The following is a 19,865-nucleotide window of genomic DNA, read 5'->3' as shown; positions in this document are numbered from 1 at the left end:
TCTACCTTTCTCTGAAAAATGACTTTAGCTTACCGATGAAAGACTTATAAGATACTTCTTGCTGTTTTACTGTACCAACATAGGTTTCCGCTAGCTGAAATACAGCTCTGGATGCTATTGATGAAGGTTTATGAATAGAAAAGGGAATCTGTTTTTTCACAGCATGTAATACATCCTGATCCATCGGTATCTTACCTAAACAGATCAGCTCTTTTTGCAGAAACTGTTTACAAACATGACTTAACTTTTCAACCGTTTCTTTTCCTTCTCTCACATTTTCATATCGATTGATGACCAAGTAAAAGGGCAGGTCCTTATCTTTCATATAAATGAATTTCATCATAGAATATGCATCTGTTAGTGAGGTGATCTCAGGTGTAGCTATCACCAATATCTCATGACTGGAAAGTACAAATTTTAAAGCTGTTTCTGTTGCACCTGCACCCATGTCTAAAAAAATATAGTCATAAAACCTCTCTAATTCTTCCAGTTGCTTCATAAAATGTACCAACATGTCATCCGTTATGCTTGTAAGCGAACCGAAATTCCTTCCTCCGGCTATCGTATGAAGTCCGTCTTTACCCTCTTCGATGATCTCCCATACGGATAATTGATTCTGCAGCATATCCATCATATGCTTGTCAGATCTTCTGCCTAGAATCAAATCTACATTTCCCATACCTATATCAAGATCTAGTACTAACACACGTTTTTTCATTTCAACCAAGGAAAGAGCAAGATTCACCGTGACGTTCGTTTTACCCACTCCACCTTTACCACTGACTACAGAGATAACTCTTGCACTGTTTGATGAGGCAGAGATTAATTGTTTACGAAGACTTATCGCTTGATCAAGCATGAAGTAGCTTTTCCTTTACTAGAGCCTGAACAAGTTCATCCGCGTCAGCCTCAAACATGTCATCAGGTACGTTCTGGCCATTCGTAACATATCCGATCGGTACACTGTTTAAGATTGCAAGATTCAATAATGAACCGTACGTCGTCGTTTCATCTTTCTTCGTAAATATCACCTTATGAACCGGCAGACTCTTAAACTGACTATAAATCGTCTCCATATCCCGGTATTTTGAAGTTAAAGAAAGAACGAGATAGTTTTTCATATCTTTATCAAAATGAATGATACGTTGCAATTCTTCGATGTAAAAACGATTTAAGAAGTTTCTGCCTGCCGAATCTACGAGGACTAGATCATAATCTTCAAACTTTTCCTTAGCCTTCTTAAAATCATCAGCAGTATAAGCGACTTCACATGGTATGTTTAATATCTCAGCGTACGTTTTTAGTTGGTCGATAGCTGCAATACGATACGTATCAGTCGTAATAAACGCCACTTTTTTTCCGTCTTTTAAAACCGCTTTTGCTCCAATCTTTGCTATGGTGGTTGTTTTACCAACACCGGTAGGTCCGATTAAGTTTAAGAATTTTGTTTCATAATGAAAGCCGCCAAATTCGCTTTTAGCCATTCTTGCGCTTAAGTAGCTGCTGATCCATGTATTCCAGTCATAGCTGTCTCGCTCCATTTCATCGAGACTTTCGTATTTATTTGATAAAGAAGGGATGAGTTCTTCGATTATCGTTAAGTCTACTTCTTGACTTAAAAGAAAATTTTCCCATTCTTTAAAGAATGGAGCTGCATCATCTGCAGATTTTGATTGTACGGTCAAAGAGTGAACCATGTTCTTCAGCTGACGAATTTCCTTTGTCAGCTCCTCGTCCTGGAACACAGCTTGCTTTTCTTTCACAATATTCTTGTTAGTGTTCTTTGTTGGATGATAATCTACGTCTTGATCCAATCCAGCGAAAATTTCAACGTTCTTCTTTGTGAAAAATCCGAAGAAGCCACCAACTTGAACCTCTCTTGTATTTAAAATGACTGCACCACTGCCCAGATCCGCTCTAACTAATTTCATAGCTTCTGGCAAGTTCTGCGCTGTATATTTCTTCACTTTCATCAGATGTTCACCACCCCTACACTTTTCACTTCGAGCTCAGGTTCCAATTCGTTGTATGATAAAACCGCGACATCAGGAAGATAACGTTCAATGAGTTGTCTTACATACATTCTTACAGCCGGTGAACATAAGAGAACAACAGATTGGTCAAAACCCCGCCCGGATTCAAGTTCAGTAGTAATGCTGTCAAAGATCACTTGAGAATCTTGCGGATCTAAAGACAGATAATTCCCGTGTTCGGTTTGCTGAACTGCATCAGCTATCTTCTTTTCCACCGAACCGCCAAGTGTGATAACATGCAGAGGCTCATTTTCATTACTATAGCTTTTTGAGATCTGTCTGGATAAGCCTTGTCTTACATACTCTGTTAATAGATCTGTATCTTTTGTCATTTTTGCAAAATCAGCTAACGTTTCAAAAATTACTGCTAAGTTTCGAATTGAGATTCGTTCTCGTAAAAGTTTTGATAACACTTTTTGAACCTCTCCGATGGTAAGAGCATCCGGAGTTACCTCTTCCACGATCGCTGGATACGATTCTTTTAAGTGATCTACAAGTTGTTTCGTTTCTTGTCTGCCAATCAATTCGTGTGCGTGCTTCTTGATTACTTCTGTTAAATGCGTCGAGACGACTGACGGCGGATCTACGACTGTATATCCTGAGTATTCAGCTCGCTCTTTCATCTCTTCACCGATCCAAATAGCTGGTAGACCAAAAGCTGGTTCCATCGTTTCGATACCTTGCACCTCTTCATCGTCGATACCTGGGCTCATCGCTAAATAATGATCCAACAGCAGCTCACCTTTTGCGACTTGGCTTCCTTTTATTTTAATTCTGTATTCATTCGGCTGAAGCTGAATGTTGTCGCGAATTCGAACGACCGGTACGATCATTCCAAGTTCTAATGCAAGCTGCCTTCTGATCATAACAATCCTATCCAACAGGTCACCGCCTTGCGAAGTGTCTGCTAATGGAATAAGACTGTAGCCGAATTCAAATTCGATCGGGTCGATCTGTAGAAGGTTCACAACAGATTCAGGGCTTTTCAGCTGTTCTGTCTGAATATCCTCTTCCACCACTTCTTCTTTTACTTTTTGTTCACGTTCTGCTTTTAATAGAAGATAGCCGCCGATTGCTAAAATTCCTCCGATCGTAATCGTGAAAAAGTCATTGATCGGTGTGAACAAGCCAAGCATGATGATGGTGCCGCCAGCAACAAAAAGCATGATAGGATATGCAAGCAATTGTTTACTGATATCAAACCCTAAATTTCCTTCTGAGGCCGCACGAGTAACAATAATTCCTGTCGCTGTTGAAATGATAAGCGCAGGGATCTGAGATACTAATCCATCACCAACCGTCATTCTTGTAAACAATTCTGCACTCTCACCAAAACTTAGACCCATCTGAAGCATTCCGATGATGATTCCGAACAACATATTGATCAAAACGATGATTATACCTGCTATAGCATCACCTTTTACAAATTTACTCGCACCATCCATCGCTCCATAAAAATCTGCTTCGCGTTCAATCGTTTCACGTCTTTCTTTCGCTTCCCGATCTGAAATCATGCCAGCGTTTAAGTCTGCATCGATACTCATCTGCTTACCAGGCATCGCATCAAGTGTAAATCTTGCCGCTACTTCTGATACACGTTCAGATCCTTTCGTAATTACGATAAATTGAATGATGATTAGAATGAAAAATACAACGATACCAACAAGAATATTTCCACCAACTACAAATTCACCGAAAGTATGTACAACGTTTCCTGCATCTCCGGTTGAAAGGATACTCCTCGTTGTCGAAACGTTTAGCCCAAGTCTGAAAAGCGTCACTAACAATAACAATGACGGAAATATAGAAAATTGGAGAGGCTGTGTTGTATTCATGGCAATCAATATGATTAAAAGTGCCAGAGATATATTTGTTATGATTAAGAAGTCCAACATAAACGTTGGCATTGGTATGACGAGCATGGCGATAATGAGAATAACGCCCGCTAAAACACTCATGTCTCTAGCTTTCATCTGTTAACTCTCCTATTCATTCCTTACGCTTTTTTCTTTACACGGTATACAAAGGCTAAAATTTCAGCTACTGCTTTAAAAAGATCTTCAGGAATCACATGCCCTATCTCAACGCGAGCGTAAAGCGTTCTTGCTAGAGGCTTGTTTTCTACAACCGCTACGTTATGCTCTTTTGCGATTTCTTTGATGCGTTGAGCGATAAGATCCACTCCCTTTGCCACAACAACGGGAGCATCCATGTTGTTATCGTCATACTTTAAACAGATCGCATAGTGTGTAGGATTTGTGATGATCACATCTGCTTTAGGCACTTCTTGCATCATTCGCCTCATAGCCATCTGCCTTTGTTTTTCCTTGATCTTCCCTTTAATCTTTGGATCACCTTCAGATTTTTTGTATTCATCTTTGATATCTTGTTTCGACATCCTAATATTTTTTTCAAAATCGTATTTTTGGTACATATAGTCAAGAAACGCAAGAAAAAGTAAAACGAGTGAAGCTGCAAAACCCATCTTGACAGCAAGTCCTCCAAAGACAGGAAGTGAAGATTCAATACTCACTAGGCTCATTCTTAAATAGATATCACGTTCACTCCAAAGGATAAAAAATGTCACTCCACCGATAAGCAGAATTTTAAGTATTGATTTTGATAGCTCTACTAATGCACGCACCGAGTAGATCCTCTTAAATCCAGATAAAGGATTGATTCGTTCGAGTTTCATCTGAATCGCTTCTGTTGATAACAAAAACCCAACTTGCAAATAGTTTCCTAAGACTCCGGCTATCATAGCCGCAATCATTACGGGAGCTATGATGATCGCGACTTCAAGCGAAAGCTCCCAAAATAGTTTAGGAATACTCGATTCAGTTACGTTATAGAGAAGTTTCTTATCTAAACTATATGCGAAGAGATGAAGCAACCTCTGACCCATCCAGCTTCCCATAAAGGAAAGAAACATAACGGATGCAAACAGTACAAGTGCAGCGTTGATGTCAGCACTTTTGGCTACTTGACCTTTTTTCCTGCTCTCCTGCCTTTTTTTCGGTGTTGCTTTTTCTGTTTTTTCTCCTGAAAAGTACTGTAAAGTAATTGGATATCTCATCAACTTAAGCCGCTCCCAACAATTCCATTAAGTTAATCATGCTGTCACGCATCTGATCGACTAGCATCTGAACAGATACGAAGAATGCGGGCATTACTACTAAAAACAACACAAGAGCAATTAATATTTTCACTGGTAGGCCGATAACAAAAATGTTCATCTGAGGAACGGTTCTTGCTACGATCCCAAGTGCTAGATCTGCTAGAAACAACGTGCCTACGATCGGAATCGCCATCTGCAGAGCAACTAAGAACATACCTGAGAACACACTTATTACAAATCTCGTAATCCCGCCATCTCCAAAATTAGATATGGTTGAATCAAGCGGTAAAAATTGATAACTATAAAAGATTCCATCGAGTAACATGTGATGAGCATCGGTAGCTAACAAGAAAAGAATCGCAAACGTATACAGATACCTACCCATCAAAGGAGTCTGAATGCCTGTCTGCGGATCAAACACGTTCGCTATCGCAAAACCCATCTGAAGATCAATAAATCCACCAGCTACTTGAATCGCGTAGAAAACAATCGCTGCAATAAATCCGATGGATAGTCCTACCATCGCTTCTTTAATGATTAACAGAAAAAATGAACCATCTAACGGAATCGGTTTTGGGTCAATCGCGTACAACATGATCCACGATAAAAATAGGGATAATCCGATTTTATGCATAACAGGTAAATTTTTATTGGAAAACACAGGAATTGTTAAGAAAAATGCCGATACTCTAGTTAGGATTAATAAAAAAGCAGGGAAAGCAACTAAATCTACCATTTTATCATCCTATATAAGTGTGTAAATTTTGAAAGATATTTGATGTGAAACCTAATATTTGTGATAGCATCCAAGGTCCGAAAAACACGAGTCCTACTAAAACGGCAACAATCTTTGGTATAAATGCGAGTGTTTGTTCCTGAATCTGTGTTGTTGCTTGAAAAATACTGACGATCAAACCTACAATCAGGGCTAATAGCATAAGCGGACCGCACAAAAGCAAGGTCATGTATACCCCTTTTTCAGCTAAAGAAATTACAAATTGAGAATCCATGTTTACACCTGCCTTAATAGCTTAATAGCAATGATTTAACGATGAGGTACCAGCCATCAACCAGTACGAATAATAAGATCTTAAATGGCAGTGATATCATCACGGGTGGCAGCATCATCATCCCCATAGCCATTAAAATAGACGCAACGACCATATCAATGATCAAAAAAGGAACAAAAATCATGAACCCAATCTGAAAAGCTGTCTTTAATTCACTAATCGCAAACGCTGGAACAAGAGTCGTTAAAGGGATGTCTTTAATACTTTCCGGTTTCTTAGCACCTGAATATTCCATAAACAGCATAAGATCTTTTTGTCGTGTATGCTTAGCCATAAACTCTTTGATGGGAAGACTTCCTTTATCAAAGGCTTCCTCCTGAGAAATCTCACCTTTTACTAACGGCTGAACCGCCTCTTTGTTTACTTCATGCATCACTGGCGCCATGATAAAAAAAGTTAAGAACAAAGCAATCCCAATCAGAACTTGGTTAGGTGGCATCTGCTGCGTTGCCAGTGAAGTTCTAACAAAGGACAGAACGATAATGATCCTCGTAAAACAAGTCATAAGTATTAATATACTTGGAGCAAGCGAAAGGACCGTTAAGAGCAGCAACAGCTGAATGGTAGTTTCCATGTTCGCTGGATCGCTATTATTTATAAAATCCAAGTCTAATCCAGGAATAAATTCATTCATGATGTTTCCCTTTCTCAAGTACTCTCTGAAGATCTTTTTGCTGATTCTTCTTATCTTGAACGATCGATTGAAGCATAGTCTTAAAAGATTGCGTATGATCTTTAGTTTCTGCTGGTCTTGTTTCATTGGAAGTCTTACTTGACTCTTCGGTTCTACTTTTCAGCCATTTTTGTTTCAATTGGTTCGTCATCGTTGAAACGTTTTGGGATGGACGCTGATCGAGCATCATCTGAACTTCATCTTCATTGGTAATCTCTTTTAGAAGTGTTACCGAATCTCCAACACCTACTACCAAGACAGAATTACCTGTTTTGATGAGTTGCACAGAACGGTTCTGTCCGATTCCGATTCCTCCTAAAGACTGAAGATTTTTACCGTCTTGAAAACTAACAGACTTTCTTTGAATAAATCGTAAAACAAAAAATAAGATCGCTAGAACAATTCCAAGCATAAACACGAGCTTGACGAGCATCATAAATGTGCTTTCGCTCTTAGCATTCACAGGGCTAGTTTCTGCTGGTGATTTTTCCTTCTCGCCCTTTTGATCTGAGTTATTTATGGTGTCATAAACACTTTTCCCTGAACTGCTGCCTTCCGCTTGTACACTAATCGGTACAAGCGAGAGACAAACTGCTGCAAAAAAACTAATTAACCATCGATACATGAAACGCTTAGCCTAAAGTCTTCTTGATCGCTTCAATTACACGGTCAGCTGCAAAGGGCTTAACGATAAAGTCTTTTGCCCCAGCTTGGATCGCATCGATTACCATCGCTTGCTGTCCCATGGCTGAACACATGATAATTTTTGCATCAGGGTTTGTTTTTTTGATCTCTTTTAAAGCTGATATGCCGTCCATTTCAGGCATCGTAATATCCATCGTAACTAGATCTGGTTTTAACTCTTGAAATTTCTCGATCGCTTGTGCACCGTCAGCCGCTTCACCGACAACATCGAATCCATTCTTAACTAAGATATCCTTGATCATCATTCTCATAAATGCTGCATCATCAACAACTAAAATACGCTCTCCCATTTCACTTACCTCCGATAATTATTTCAATTTTTCTAAACGATCACGCTGGCTTAAAATCTCTGTTACGCGGACTCCAAAATTTTCATCAATAACAACGACCTCGCCTTTTGCGATCATCTTATGGTTAACAAAGATATCCACTGGTTCACCAGCTAGTTTATCGAGCTCTACAATCGAACCTTGAGACATTTCCAAAATATCTTTGATTGTTTTCTTTGTTCTTCCTAGCTCCACTGTGACTTGAAGCGGAATGTCTAACAACATGTCTAGGTTTTTTGTATCTCTTTGATTCGTCTCATAATCTCCAAAGTCCGAAAAACTTGCCGGCTGAATGGAAACGTCTCTCATCTGAGATTGATAAGCAGGTTGATGGTCATTTCTCGGCTCACTATGAACACGTTCTTGATAAGAATCTACCGGTAGAGATGGTGGAGCCACTTCTTCATGAGGGACATAATCGGCAACCGGCTCATTTTCAACAACAGGTTCAGGATTCATTAGCTTATGTACAAGGTCCTTTGAGAACTCAGCATCAATCAGCTGCATGATATTTGAATCGATCAGTTCACCCACTTTAAGTCTGAAAGAAACTTTTACTAAAATCTCTTCATCAGGAATCAAACTCGTGTTTGATTCAACATCCAGAAAATCAATCTTTGGCGGCGATATGTCTACCTTTTTATTAAAGATCGTAGACATCGATGTTGAAGCGGACCCCATCATCTGATTCATCGCTTCACCAACAGCACTTAATTGCAGTTCTCCAAAATCCGGAGAAGGATTAGTACCCTCACCACCAAGCATCAAATCTGCAATGATCTGTGCATCCGTCTTACGGATCACTAACAAGTTTGCTCCTTCGATGCCTTCTGTGTATGTAACTTGAACCGCAACATGTGGAATCGGAAACTCATCTTTTAACTCAGTGCGTTTTACGACTGTTACTTGTGGCGTCGTAATATCTACCTTTTGATTTAACAGGGTGGATAGTGCTGTTGCAGCACTTCCAAATGAGATGTTTCCGATCTCACCTAACGCATCTCGTTCAATCGATGATAGGTATTCTTCGGTTTCGGTCGCTCCGGACGAGGAAGGACTTCCACCATTCAACAAAGCATCAATTTCGTCTTGTGAAAGCATATCTCCACTTACCATTGATCCTCATCCTCCTTAATGGTTTCGATAATTTGAACGGCTAACTTTTTCTTCACCTTTCCGGGTTGACCGTAGAACTTAGGATTGTTTTCTACTTTAATCACGAGCGGTTGATTGATTCGTTGATCTAATTCAATACAGTCACCGATAGATAAATTCAGAAACTCCTCGATCGACATGTCTGAAGATCCTAACTCAACCTTAAATGGCAAAAAGGCGTTCTTTATCTTTTGTTCAATAAATTCAGTTTCTCCCGGAATTCTTGTCTTCTTTTTATTCTGCATCCAATGATGAACAGATAGCTTTGGTATGATCGGCTCTATGACAACATGCGGAAGGCAAATATTAATCATTCCGCTCGTTTCGCCAATCGTCGTGTTTAACGAGATGACGACAACCGTTTCGTTCGGAGAAACCATCTGTAAAAATTGTGGATTTACTTCCAAATCGAGCATGAACGGCTCCAGTTCGATCACACTTGTCCAAGCCTCTTTAAAACTATCAAGTGTGTTTTCAAATAACTGATTCATGATTCGTGTCTCAATCTCAGTTAAATTCTCGATCTTATTCATCCCTGCCCCGCTGCCGCCCATCACTCTATCAAGCATGGCATATGCGATATTCGGATTTACTTCCATTAAGATGCGCCCTTCAAACGGATGTGCTTCAAACACATTCAATAAAGTCATCTTCGGAACAGAACGAATAAATTCCTCATATGGTAGCTGATCAACAGACGCTACCCCTATCTGGACGTACGTTCTAAGCTGTGCCGAAAAATAAGTCGTTAAGAGTCTTGCAAAGTTCTCATGCAATCTCGTTAAACTGCGGATCTGCTCTTTCGAAAAACGAAGGGCTCTTTTAAAATCGTAAACTTTAACCTTATTCTCTGACTCTTCCTTTTTAAGCTCTTCTGCATCCATCTCTCCTGTGGAAAGGGCGGAGAGAAGAGCATCTATTTCGTTTTGTGACAAAACATCAACCAAGAGTCTCACCTCTTTTCATGCCGTTTTTAGTGAATTATTGTATGATCTTTTGAGTTGTGTAGACTCTGACTACTTTCCCATCTTGCATAACCTTATTAATCTCTGTTTTCAACTTGTCTTCAAGAGAGATCAATCCTTGTTGCCCAGATAGTTCTTCTGTTTTCTTGTTCGAGATCTCATAGATGATAAGGTTGTTTACTTGAAATAATCTTTTTTCAAGTTCGTGTTTCGCATCTTCATTATCCGCTTGAATCTTGAACTGAATCTTCACATAAGATTGATCTGCAAGATTGGTTGTCATTTCATTGGTTTCGACCATCAGCTTGTCCAGCTCTTCTGCTGTAGGTTCTGAAGCTTCGGTTTTAGGTGAGAACTGCTTAAACCCGTAATATCCTGCTGCACCGATTAAACCGATCGCTACGAGCATAGAGATCATGATCGTTACCGCTTTATTTTTTCCCAACTACAGACCCTCCTTTTTCTGACTTAGTGGCAGCAAATTAATATTTCTATAAAAAGTTGATATCAATTGAGCAACCTGTTCTTCACTTTCTTTAACAACATACTTTTTGCCTGTTGTTAAAGTGATCGTCGTATCGGGAAACGATTGGATCTGTTCAATATAGATCGCATTCAGCGTAAACGTATTCCCGTTTAACTGAGTTAAAGAAATCATGAGTTTCGGAGCTAAGCCTTTTCCTGCTCACCCCTGCCTCCCTTCACGTTAACGTTTTAAGTTCACAAGCTCCTGAAGGATCTCATCAGATGTTGTAATGATTCTTGTATTCGCTTGAAACCCACGCTGTGCAACAATCATCTCCGTGAACTCTTCAGATAAGTCTACGTTGGACATTTCAAGAGCACCAGCTACTAGTGTACCTGCTCCATTTTTACCTGGTGCAGAAACAACTGCTCCATTGTAAGTTGTTGCACTATTCTTTAGTGGTAGACCTGAGTTTGCACTTTCGCGATAAAGATTACCACCAGCTTTTTCTAATGCTCCATCATTTGAAAACTTTGCAATAAAGATTTGACCTGCTACTTTTGGTTCACTTGAACCTTCAATAATGTAATTGACGGTTCCATCAGGTCCAATACTGAAACTTTTTGCAGTAGAAGGAATTACAATATTACTTGCATTTGTTGTATTTACCCCACTATTTGATGGATTTGGTTCATAACCTTTTACAAACATTCCATCTGAATTCACTAAATTTCCTGATTTATCGAGATAGAAGTTCCCTGCTCTTGTTAAATAATCATTTGTTCCATCGTTTACAACAAAAAAACCATCTCCTGAAATTCCTAAATCCAAAGGTCGAGCAGTTGTTTGTAAACTACCTTGAGTATGCACCGTATCAATGGTTGCCAATTGAGACCCTAATCCGACTTGTTTAGGATTAACCCCACCTCTGCCCCCAGCTCCAGGAGTTGGTGCACTCGCCCCAGCAATCTGCTGACTCACAAGATCTTTAAAAGTTGTACGGCCTTTCTTAAAGCCATACGTATTAACGTTTGCGATGTTATTTCCGATTACATCTAGCTTCACCTGAAAATTTTTCATACCGCTGATTCCTGAATACATAGAACGTAACATTTGTTTTTATCTCCCTTACTTGGTTTAATGACTGCCTCTGTCAATCGGCAGTTTTGTGAGCCTCCTGTAAAGGTCCAGCTCGTTTATTCGTCTATGACGATGGCACCATTGATGTTTGTGAAGATCTGAGATGTGCTTTCGTTTCGATCTAACGCTGTGATTACGGTTTGATTCGGAGCATTTACGACAAGAGTGACATTCTTCATGATCACCAACGAGTCTTTAATGCCTTTTTGCCCAGCTTCAATCACCTTTTCACTTATCTTGTTCCAGCTTGTTTCTGATATCGTAATATTTCTATCTTGCAATCTTTTTTGAGCGTGTTTACTAACGGTTAGTTGGTTTTCAAGCTCTTTATAAAGAACTGACTGAAAAGATCGATTTACTTTTTTCTGCTGTTGATGATTCGGGTAAAGGATCGGCTGGTACAATTGATGAGCGTGTATACGTTCGCTCATGTTATCCACTCCTTACTTTGCCTGATCAGATATTTTGATCACTTGGTAACTTGTGATCTTTGTTCCATCACTCATTTCCAACATGACAGATCCTTTTTCAAATAACACAGATTTAACTAGACCTTCTTTTTCCTCTATCTTTTTGTTACCTTCTTCATCTACTGTTTCGGTTTCGTACGTTACTTGTTTACCGATCATCTCGCTTTGTTGTAACAAGGAAGATTCTGTTTGAAACGATAAGAACTGCTGCATCGTTTGGTTCATGTTTGTCATCTGTTCTAGTGATGAAAAGCTTGCCATCTGTGCGATAAACTCTCGGTCTTGCATCGGACTTGTTGGGTCTTGGTTTTGAAGCTGTGTAATTAATATCTTTAAAAAATCATCTTTCCCCAAAATGTTTGAACCTGTTTGCTTTGTTTTTGCTTGATAATTAGAAAGCATCAGATCTTCAGAGATCTTGGTCATGACTCATCACACCTTTTCGTTTAATACCAATTGTGATAATTGTTCATCAAATGATAGATGTTCTGATATATCTTCCTCAGACATACTTTCATCTGTTTGCTGTTGATCTTCAAATTCTTGATTACTTTGATCACGGAAATCAAAGGACTGTTCGTCTCCGTTTAGAAAGACATCAATCTTTTCAAAGTCTATATCTTGACTAGTGAAAGCTTGTTTCAATTGTGTGAGTTGACTATCTAAGGCATCTTTTGCACCTTGACTAGATGCGATGATCTTTGCAGTGATCTCACCATGTTTTTGGATAAGCTGAATCTCGATGTTACCGAGATGTTCAGGTGTTAAACGAATCTGCATTTTCGTAAATCCAGTTTCTGTAACGACCAGCTTTCCTCTTGAAATAATCTGTTGAACCTCACGAACAAATTGTTCTTTTTGTCCTTCTCCTCCTGTAGCAGGAACCTTCAACGTCCATTGTTCTATAGGAGAAAGTGGAGCTTGAACGGTTTGCAGTTCCTTTGGAGCTGAAACATTTGGTTCGATCGATTTTGTCGGGACGAACCGTTGAAATGCATGATCTGCAAAGCTTTTTACCTTTTTCTCGGCTGATAAGGTTTCAAAGACTTTCATGAAAGCATTCTTATCATTACTTGTTGAGTCACTCAAAAGCTTTTTTATCTCTCCAAAGATCTGCTCTGTTTGTTTTGGTATTGAATCTTTTTGGTCTAGCTTCACTCCCGGAAACCATCGTCCTATAATATCTGCCATTTGCTTCTGGTCTTTTTGAGATAATGGACCTGCCTCTTCGTTAAAAGCAACCTGCAATAAGATTGCTAGTTTCATCTCAGGAGTGGCGTTTACTACAAGGTGTGAGAAATCGATCTCATTCTCAAGAAGGTTTTCAATAACTTCCTTCATTTCTGGTGGCAGTTCGTTTAATAATGATTGAACGGTCTCGTTATTCAGTAGGTCAGCATTCCAGTCAAGCCCCTCAATGCTTCCTAAGACACTTGCGATCATATCTCCTAAACCTTCAGGAAGCTGTTCACTCTCTGCGCCAGAAGATGCTAGCAATTGAGAAAAGAGAGAATCCACATTGTTTCCTTTTTCCGAAGAAACTGATATTTGTGATGTCTGTGCTCCTGAAACAGCTGGCTGCGAAATCATTATTTGCACGTTTTTACACCTCCTTTTATAGAGACTTGTTTGCCATGAGTACCGTAAGCTCTGCTGCACGTTTTGCATCAAGTTTGGCAAGAATCGCAGCTTGTGTTTCCGATTTTAAAAGCATTAAGATGCCCATGATTTGATTGTTGTTCATCTCTGACATTACGGCCGCAGCATCTTTTGCTGACATTGCTTCATATAATTTTTTTAATTGTTCATTCTCTTCTTCTTTCACACTAGTTTCTGCATCTTCTACTTGCTTTTCTAATAGTGCAATATTACTTTTTAAATCCCTGACTTCTTTTTCTTTCTTTTGCAGATCAGCAGATAGTATTTTGATGTAATCTTCTTGCTCATCGAACTTTGATTTCCACTGTTTCTCTTGTCCATTGTTTGTTACAGCTACTTCGGACTTTTCGCTAAAAATATTTTTAATTATAGGCATGTTTTTACTCGTGTTCTTTGCCTCTTCCCATACGTCCACTCCCATGAACGACAGAACGATACCGAATACAGTTAGTGCAAAAACGAAAGGTACGAAGACTACTAATAAAAACCAAACCATTCTGCTGGATTTTTCGTTCTGTTTCATCTGATCACCCGATTTTATGACTTCGCAAAACGCAAAACCGAAAATTCGTCGTTCTGCTTATTCTCATAAGAAGCAACTTCCACTTTATATGCGCTGAGTTGTCTTTCTTTTAGCTTTTCGTATTTTTTCACTTCAATCGTCTGCTGTAATAACCTTTGCTGGATAACTTGCATTCTTTCTCTTGCTCTTTGTAATAACGGCTGTAATTCTTTGATCTTGTTTGTCATGGATAAAAGAAAACGCTGTGTATTCTGAAGATCATTTACTATGATTCTCTGCTGAAAGGTATAATTCGATTGGTTCTCAATGTCTTCTTTCCTCTTAAGGAGGCTGTATATCTCTTCTGCGATGCTCTCGAACGCTTGTACAGCTTCTCCTAATTCTTGTTCAATCGATTCTTTCTCCTTTTGTTTAACAGACAAAACTTTTTCCATAGAAAAATGAAATGACATCAACGTTCATCCTTTCCAAATTCAATCAACAGCCGCTCAAGAGCTTGTTCATAACTAACATCTTCATCTACTTGCTGCTTCAAAAACGCTAGAATGTTAGGGTACATCTGAATCGCTTCATCCACTGATTTAGAGGATCCCCTCTTATATGCGCCAATGCTGATCAAGTCTTCTGCTTCGACGTAGGAAGACAAAAGTTCTCGAAGTCGTTCAGCAGCTTGTCGATGCTCTTTTGGAACGATATCATTCATAACCCTGCTAATACTCTTTAGAATATTTACAGCAGGAAACTGCCCTTTGTTAGCTAAGTTTCGATCTAAGATAAAGTGTCCATCTAGAATTCCTCGAACAGTATCTGAAATCGGCTCGTTGAAATCATCTCCATCTACTAAAACCGTGTAAAATGCTGTAATCGTTCCATTCTTATTCGTTCCAGACCGTTCTAATAATTTTGGAAGAACTGCAAATACGCTTGGTGTGTATCCCTTTGTTGTTGGCGGCTCACCAACAGCTAAACCGATCTCACGTTGCGCCATAGCAACACGAGTTACTGAATCCATCATCAACATGACGTTCTTCCCTTGGTCTCGAAAATATTCTGCGATACTCGTTGCCGTCAATGCACCTTTTATCCGCATTAAAGCCGGTTGATCTGAAGTCGCAACGATTACAATGGATCGCTTTAAACCTTCTTCACCTAGATCTCGTTCAATAAAATCAAGAACTTCGCGTCCTCGTTCACCGATTAGAGCGATAACATTCAGGTCAGCAGTCGAATTACGTGCCACCATACCAAGCAACGTACTCTTACCCACTCCACTTCCGGCAAAAATACCTACCCGCTGGCCTTTCCCGACCGTCAACAAACTATCGATCGACCGAATACCGAGCTGAATGCTTTCATGAATTCTTGGTCTTTCCATCGGATTCGGCGGCTCGTTCTCTGAAGGATAGCGAAACAACCCGCGAGGCAGAGGAGAGCCATCTAAAGGAACACCCATACCATCAAGTACTTTTCCGATCAAAGAAGGTCCAACCTTTATTTCCAACGCTCGATGTGTTGCTTCTACCAAACTGCCAACTGCAATATTTTTCACATATGTAAATGGCATCAACAAGACATTCTCTTCCTGAAAGCCAACTACTTCTGCTTTAATTCTTTGCTTGTTATTCCCAGTGTGTATATAACAGACATCACCGATTGACGTTTTAGGTCCTTTTGATTCGATCATTAGCCCAACTACCCTGATCACTTTTCCATATCTTTTATATGAATCTAGTGATTGAAGGGAGTCGATCATGTGTTCCACGTTCATTGATCTGACACCTCAAGTTGTTCTAGCAGTTTTTCTCTGATCTCTTTTAACTGAACGTCTAGTGTTGCGTCGATCTTTCCAAACGGAAACTCGATTACTGCACCATTCTCAGATAAGTTCTCGTCTGGATAGATGAAAAGAGTCGCTGTCGATTGAAGCATGTTCTTTAGTTCCTCACGATAGTTTTGCGTAAGTTCGAACCATTGTGGTGGAACATAGAGCTTTATCTCTTCAAACTCTCGAGCTTCTTTTACAAGTTGCTTTACGATAGCAATCCATGTTTCAGGTGCTTCTTGTAGCTTTTTTCCTAAGATTTTCTCAGCAGCTGCCATAGCGAGGATAACTATCTGTGGCTCTGCTTCACTCAGGATGTTATGATAGTCGTTTCTTAACGTATCCATAAAGCTTTTGACTTCATTTAATTGCGAAGCCCAGCTTTCATGGCCTTGTTCTAAACCATTTTGAAAGCCAGCATCGTATCCTTCATTCTTCGCCTGTTCATAAGCACTTTCTAATTTCAACTTCCAAGCGGCCTCTTCTTCAGCTAAGCTTTTGATTTGCGCAGCCTTATATTCTTCTACTTCCTTTGTTATAGAAGCCGCTTCGCTCTTTGCTTCTTCGAGCAAGGTATACGCTTGATTTTTTAAACGGATGACCTTTGTCTCTTCATCCTCATCTTCTAAACTTGCATAGTTTCTCGTGTTAAATAATGAAAGTGCTTGAATACCGATCACTATTTCATTTTTTTCCGCTTTTTCTTTGTGATCGTGAAAAGATTTTATGACTTTAGACAATCACATCATCTCCTCCGCCTCGAGCGATAACGAGCTCTCCGGCTTCTTCAAGTCTTCTAATGGTTCCAACGATCCTAGACTGAGCTTCTTCTACATCACGAAGTCTAACAGGACCCATAAACTCCATTTCTTCCTTAAAGTTCTCGGCCATACGCTGTGACATGTTATTGAACATCACTTCTTTTACTTCCTCGCTTGATGCACGTAAAGCAAGAAGCAGATCTTCGTTTTGCACTTCACGTATAACTCTTTGAATTGCACGGTTATCAAGGGTAACGATATCTTCGAACACGAACATTCTTTTCTTGATCTCTTCCGCTAACTCCGGATCTTGGATTTCAAGCGCATCCAGAATCGTTCGTTCCGTGCTCCGGTCTACACCGTTCAACACTTCAACAACCGCTTCAACTCCACCAGCTTGTGTGAAATCTTGTGTAACAGTAGCAGATAACTTTCTTTCTAAAATCTGCTCCACTTCATTGATCACTTCAGGTGATGTTCGATCCATTAATGCAATTCTTTTAGCAATATCTGCTTGCATCTCTTGTGGAAGTTCAGAAAGTATCTGTCCAGCTTGAGAAGAATCCAAATATGATAAGATCAGAGCAATCGTTTGCGGGTGCTCGTTTTGAATAAAGTTTAATATTTGACCTGGATCTGCTTTTCGAGCAAAGTCAAACGGTCTTACTTGTAAAGTCGAAGTTAAACGATTGATGATCTGCATCGCTTCATCTTTACCTACCGCTTTCTCAAGTACCGTCTTCGCGTAGCCGATTCCACCTTGGGTAATATAATCTTGAGCAAGAGCTAGCTGATGAAATTGTGTGATAATATCATCTTTTAACGTTGAATCTACTTTTCTAACTTGTGAGATTTGAAGTGTTAATCTCTCAATCTCTTCTTCACTTAAATGTTTATATACTTGCGCAGCCACATCAGGTCCTAAAGAGATAACGAGGATTGCCGCTTTCTCTTTACCTGATAGTTCTTTCATGCCTTTTGCCATCGATCGTTACCTCCTTACTCTTCTGATAGCCATGTTCTTACTAGCTTAGCGAATTCTTCTGGCTTTTCTTTTGCCATTCTTTCTAATTGTTCCTTACGAACTGTCCCCTCTGACCCTTTTTCTTGGTTTACATCAGGTACATAGTACGACTCTTGTGGTTCATCCATCTCAAACTCTTCAATCTTGCTTTCCGTCTCACTTCTTCTTTTTCTAGTAAGCAAGAAGATTAATAGAAGGATAACGATTAACAAGATTCCACCTACAATATAGATCCATACTGGAATTCCAGTCTTAACGGCAGTTGCTTCTTGCTTACCGTTGAACGGCTGAGCAGATACAAAGATTTTTTCTTGAATATCATCTTCTGATAATGTTTCATTTATATCTTTTGAGATACTTGTTCTAACGATCGCACTCAAAATTTGTTCAATATCATCTAATCGTTCTTGTGGTAACGATTCTGGTTTGTTTGGAGTCGGTGGCTCTACCATGACTTGAATACCTAGATCTCTTATCTCGTAAGGACTTTCCACGATTTCTTTACGAATCTTGTTGACTTCGTTATTGATACGTTCTTCAACTTTTTCATAGTCACCGTTTGAGCCTGCAGCTGAACCTGGATAGGTAGGTACCTCTTGATCACCCGTTCCTCCAACTCCGCCTTCTCCTGCACCTTCTCCTGTAAACGTCTCTCTTATTCGTTCTACGCTTACTTCAATGCCTTTCATGTTCTCTTTGTCAACGGGTTCTACAATGTTTTCTTCACGTTTTTCCTCCGTAAAGTCAATATCTGTAGTAACAGTAGCAACCACTTTTCCTTGTCCCATGATCGTTGATAACATCTGTTGAACTCTTCGTTGTAAATCTCTTTCAACATCTTGTTTAATCTTTCTCTGTTCCTCATATTTAGAAGCTGAAGAACTAGAGTTCACAGAATTTAAATCATAATAGTTAAAGTATTGATCCGTAATGACGATATTTTCCATCGGTAGATTACTTACACTCTTTGAGACAAGGTGATAAAGAGCTTTTACTTGATCTTCATCTAATTTGGCTCCCGCTCCTAAAGATAGGACAACAGAAGCTGATGCCTTCTCTTCTTCCTGATTCACCCAAACACTGCTTTCAGGAAGTGTGATCATAACGCTCGCATCTTCAACCCCGTTTATGCTCTTTATTAAACTAGCAATCTCGGTCTGTGTCGCTTCTCTTTCTAGAACACCAAACTCTTTGTCTGTTATTCCAAAACCTGATTTCTCACCAAAATATGAAAAATCAATATTCCCGCTTTCAGGCAATCCTTCTGCAGCAAGCTGCACTTGAAGGTTGTTTACTTGTTCTTCAGGAACTAATATTGTTTTCCCGCCATCTTGTACTTCATTTGCCACACCTTTGCTATTTAAATTCTCCTGTATTTGACCAGCTTCCTGAGGGGAAAGATTTGAATACAAAGGAACAAGGTTGGGTGATGACATCATGATGGTTACAAAGATAAAAGCTGCGATAATTAGAAAGATTCCTCCGAGAATAAATCCCTTTTGTAAATTGGAACGAGTTTTAAACCGCTCTGTAGTATGCTTGATGATGTTTTTCCATTTTTCTTTCATTTTTTCCCCCGATAAACGCAATAAAAATTTTTAAAAGCTACCCCCAAAATCGAATGCTAATATCGAATCATATAACAGAGCCTATACCTGCATCCTCATAATTTCTTGGTAGGCCTCAACAACTTTATTACGAATCTCAAGAGTCGTTTGCATCGTTACACTTGCTTTTTCGGCAGTGATCATAACTTGGTGAAGATTATCCATGTTTCCGTTCATCAAACCTTGAGTAGCTTGATTAGATTGTGCTTGTGTTTCACTCAGCGTATCTAAAGCTCCCTTAAGATAGCTTTTAAAGTCTTCTTGAGCTTCATATGGTGTCACTTTTGCAACTGATGATGTAGGGTTACTAATATTCTGAAGTGAACTCATTGAAATTTTGTCCAT

Annotated in this window: 24 protein-coding genes; all 24 read right to left on the bottom strand. The window is 39.4% G+C overall.

The window, feature by feature from the left end; genetic code table 11:
- Position 1: 1 nt before the first annotated feature.
- The 24 genes from IHV10_RS05935 to fliE all read right to left on the bottom strand — a co-directional run bounded on the left by IHV10_RS05935 (position 2) and on the right by fliE (position 19,865).
- Entirely contained in the window at positions 2–859 is an 858-nt protein-coding gene (locus tag IHV10_RS05935; protein WP_197127734.1) for a MinD/ParA family protein, read from the bottom strand.
- Positions 852–1,973: a flagellar biosynthesis protein FlhF gene (flhF, locus tag IHV10_RS05930; protein ID WP_197127733.1), complete on the bottom strand. Its 1,122-nt coding sequence runs from the start codon at positions 1,971–1,973 to the stop codon at positions 852–854. The genes IHV10_RS05935 and flhF overlap by 8 nt, the downstream gene beginning before the upstream one ends.
- On the bottom strand, positions 1,973–4,006 hold the full coding sequence (gene flhA / locus IHV10_RS05925) for a flagellar biosynthesis protein FlhA (protein ID WP_197127732.1): 2,034 nt from the start codon (positions 4,004–4,006) through the stop codon (positions 1,973–1,975). Before flhA ends, flhF begins: the two co-directional genes overlap by 1 nt.
- Positions 4,007–4,029: 23 nt before the next feature.
- A complete protein-coding gene (gene flhB, locus IHV10_RS05920; protein ID WP_197128219.1) occupies positions 4,030–5,109 on the bottom strand; it encodes a flagellar biosynthesis protein FlhB in 1,080 nt (359 codons plus the stop codon).
- Positions 5,110–5,113: 4 nt separating this feature from the next.
- Positions 5,114–5,887 (bottom strand): flagellar biosynthetic protein FliR, encoded by a 774-nt coding sequence (gene fliR / locus IHV10_RS05915; protein WP_197127731.1) that lies wholly within the window; start codon positions 5,885–5,887, stop codon positions 5,114–5,116.
- Between the two features lie 4 nt (positions 5,888–5,891).
- A complete protein-coding gene (fliQ, locus tag IHV10_RS05910; RefSeq protein ID WP_066393686.1) occupies positions 5,892–6,161 on the bottom strand; it encodes a flagellar biosynthesis protein FliQ in 270 nt (89 codons plus the stop codon).
- Positions 6,162–6,174: 13 nt separating this feature from the next.
- Positions 6,175–6,855, bottom strand: a complete 681-nt coding sequence (fliP, locus tag IHV10_RS05905) for a flagellar type III secretion system pore protein FliP (protein ID WP_137789655.1) — start codon at positions 6,853–6,855, stop codon at positions 6,175–6,177.
- Positions 6,848–7,519 carry a flagellar biosynthetic protein FliO gene (locus IHV10_RS05900; RefSeq protein ID WP_197127730.1) on the bottom strand — a complete coding sequence of 224 codons (672 nt, stop codon included), beginning with the start codon at positions 7,517–7,519 and terminating at the stop codon, positions 6,848–6,850. Before IHV10_RS05900 ends, fliP begins: the two co-directional genes overlap by 8 nt.
- A 7-nt stretch (positions 7,520–7,526) precedes the next feature.
- The gene (locus tag IHV10_RS05895; RefSeq protein ID WP_197127729.1) at positions 7,527–7,889 is read right to left on the bottom strand and encodes a response regulator; all 363 of its coding nucleotides are present in this window, start codon (positions 7,887–7,889) and stop codon (positions 7,527–7,529) included.
- 18 nt (positions 7,890–7,907) lie between these two features.
- The gene (gene fliY, locus IHV10_RS05890; protein ID WP_197127728.1) at positions 7,908–9,044 is read right to left on the bottom strand and encodes a flagellar motor switch phosphatase FliY; all 1,137 of its coding nucleotides are present in this window, start codon (positions 9,042–9,044) and stop codon (positions 7,908–7,910) included.
- A complete protein-coding gene (gene fliM, locus IHV10_RS05885; RefSeq protein ID WP_137789658.1) occupies positions 9,038–10,030 on the bottom strand; it encodes a flagellar motor switch protein FliM in 993 nt (330 codons plus the stop codon). Before fliM ends, fliY begins: the two co-directional genes overlap by 7 nt.
- Positions 10,031–10,064: 34 nt before the next feature.
- The gene (fliL, locus tag IHV10_RS05880; RefSeq protein ID WP_197127727.1) at positions 10,065–10,493 is read right to left on the bottom strand and encodes a flagellar basal body-associated protein FliL; all 429 of its coding nucleotides are present in this window, start codon (positions 10,491–10,493) and stop codon (positions 10,065–10,067) included.
- Positions 10,494–10,706, bottom strand: coding sequence for a flagellar FlbD family protein (locus IHV10_RS05875; RefSeq protein ID WP_197127726.1), 213 nt, complete (start codon positions 10,704–10,706; stop codon positions 10,494–10,496).
- Positions 10,707–10,754: 48 nt separating this feature from the next.
- A complete protein-coding gene (gene flgG, locus IHV10_RS05870; RefSeq protein WP_197127725.1) occupies positions 10,755–11,627 on the bottom strand; it encodes a flagellar basal body rod protein FlgG in 873 nt (290 codons plus the stop codon).
- A gap of 83 nt (positions 11,628–11,710) precedes the next feature.
- On the bottom strand, positions 11,711–12,085 hold the full coding sequence (locus IHV10_RS05865; RefSeq protein WP_197127724.1) for a TIGR02530 family flagellar biosynthesis protein: 375 nt from the start codon (positions 12,083–12,085) through the stop codon (positions 11,711–11,713).
- 12 nt (positions 12,086–12,097) lie between these two features.
- A complete protein-coding gene (gene flgD, locus IHV10_RS05860) occupies positions 12,098–12,550 on the bottom strand; it encodes a flagellar hook assembly protein FlgD (RefSeq protein ID WP_197127723.1) in 453 nt (150 codons plus the stop codon).
- Between the two features lie 6 nt (positions 12,551–12,556).
- Positions 12,557–13,714, bottom strand: coding sequence for a flagellar hook-length control protein FliK (locus IHV10_RS05855; RefSeq protein WP_231619472.1), 1,158 nt, complete (start codon positions 13,712–13,714; stop codon positions 12,557–12,559).
- Positions 13,715–13,739: 25 nt separating this feature from the next.
- Positions 13,740–14,306: a MotE family protein gene (locus tag IHV10_RS05850; protein WP_197127721.1), complete on the bottom strand. Its 567-nt coding sequence runs from the start codon at positions 14,304–14,306 to the stop codon at positions 13,740–13,742.
- Between the two features lie 14 nt (positions 14,307–14,320).
- Entirely contained in the window at positions 14,321–14,758 is a 438-nt protein-coding gene (gene fliJ, locus IHV10_RS05845) for a flagellar export protein FliJ (RefSeq protein ID WP_197127720.1), read from the bottom strand.
- The gene (gene fliI, locus IHV10_RS05840) at positions 14,758–16,074 is read right to left on the bottom strand and encodes a flagellar protein export ATPase FliI (protein WP_197127719.1); all 1,317 of its coding nucleotides are present in this window, start codon (positions 16,072–16,074) and stop codon (positions 14,758–14,760) included. Before fliI ends, fliJ begins: the two co-directional genes overlap by 1 nt.
- Positions 16,071–16,868 (bottom strand): flagellar assembly protein FliH, encoded by a 798-nt coding sequence (fliH, locus tag IHV10_RS05835; protein WP_197127718.1) that lies wholly within the window; start codon positions 16,866–16,868, stop codon positions 16,071–16,073. Before fliH ends, fliI begins: the two co-directional genes overlap by 4 nt.
- Positions 16,861–17,874, bottom strand: coding sequence for a flagellar motor switch protein FliG (fliG, locus tag IHV10_RS05830; RefSeq protein ID WP_197127717.1), 1,014 nt, complete (start codon positions 17,872–17,874; stop codon positions 16,861–16,863). The genes fliH and fliG overlap by 8 nt, the downstream gene beginning before the upstream one ends.
- A 14-nt stretch (positions 17,875–17,888) precedes the next feature.
- Complete coding sequence (gene fliF / locus IHV10_RS05825) at positions 17,889–19,481, bottom strand: flagellar basal-body MS-ring/collar protein FliF (protein ID WP_197127716.1); 1,593 nt, start codon at positions 19,479–19,481, stop codon at positions 17,889–17,891.
- An 81-nt stretch (positions 19,482–19,562) separates the two neighbouring features.
- A complete protein-coding gene (gene fliE / locus IHV10_RS05820) occupies positions 19,563–19,865 on the bottom strand; it encodes a flagellar hook-basal body complex protein FliE (RefSeq protein ID WP_231618137.1) in 303 nt (100 codons plus the stop codon).

Source organism: Fictibacillus sp. 5RED26 (assembly GCF_015903895.1).
GTDB classification, from domain to species: Bacteria; Bacillota; Bacilli; order Bacillales; family Fictibacillaceae; genus Fictibacillus; species Fictibacillus phosphorivorans.
This window is presented reverse-complemented; position numbering and strand designations above follow the sequence as displayed.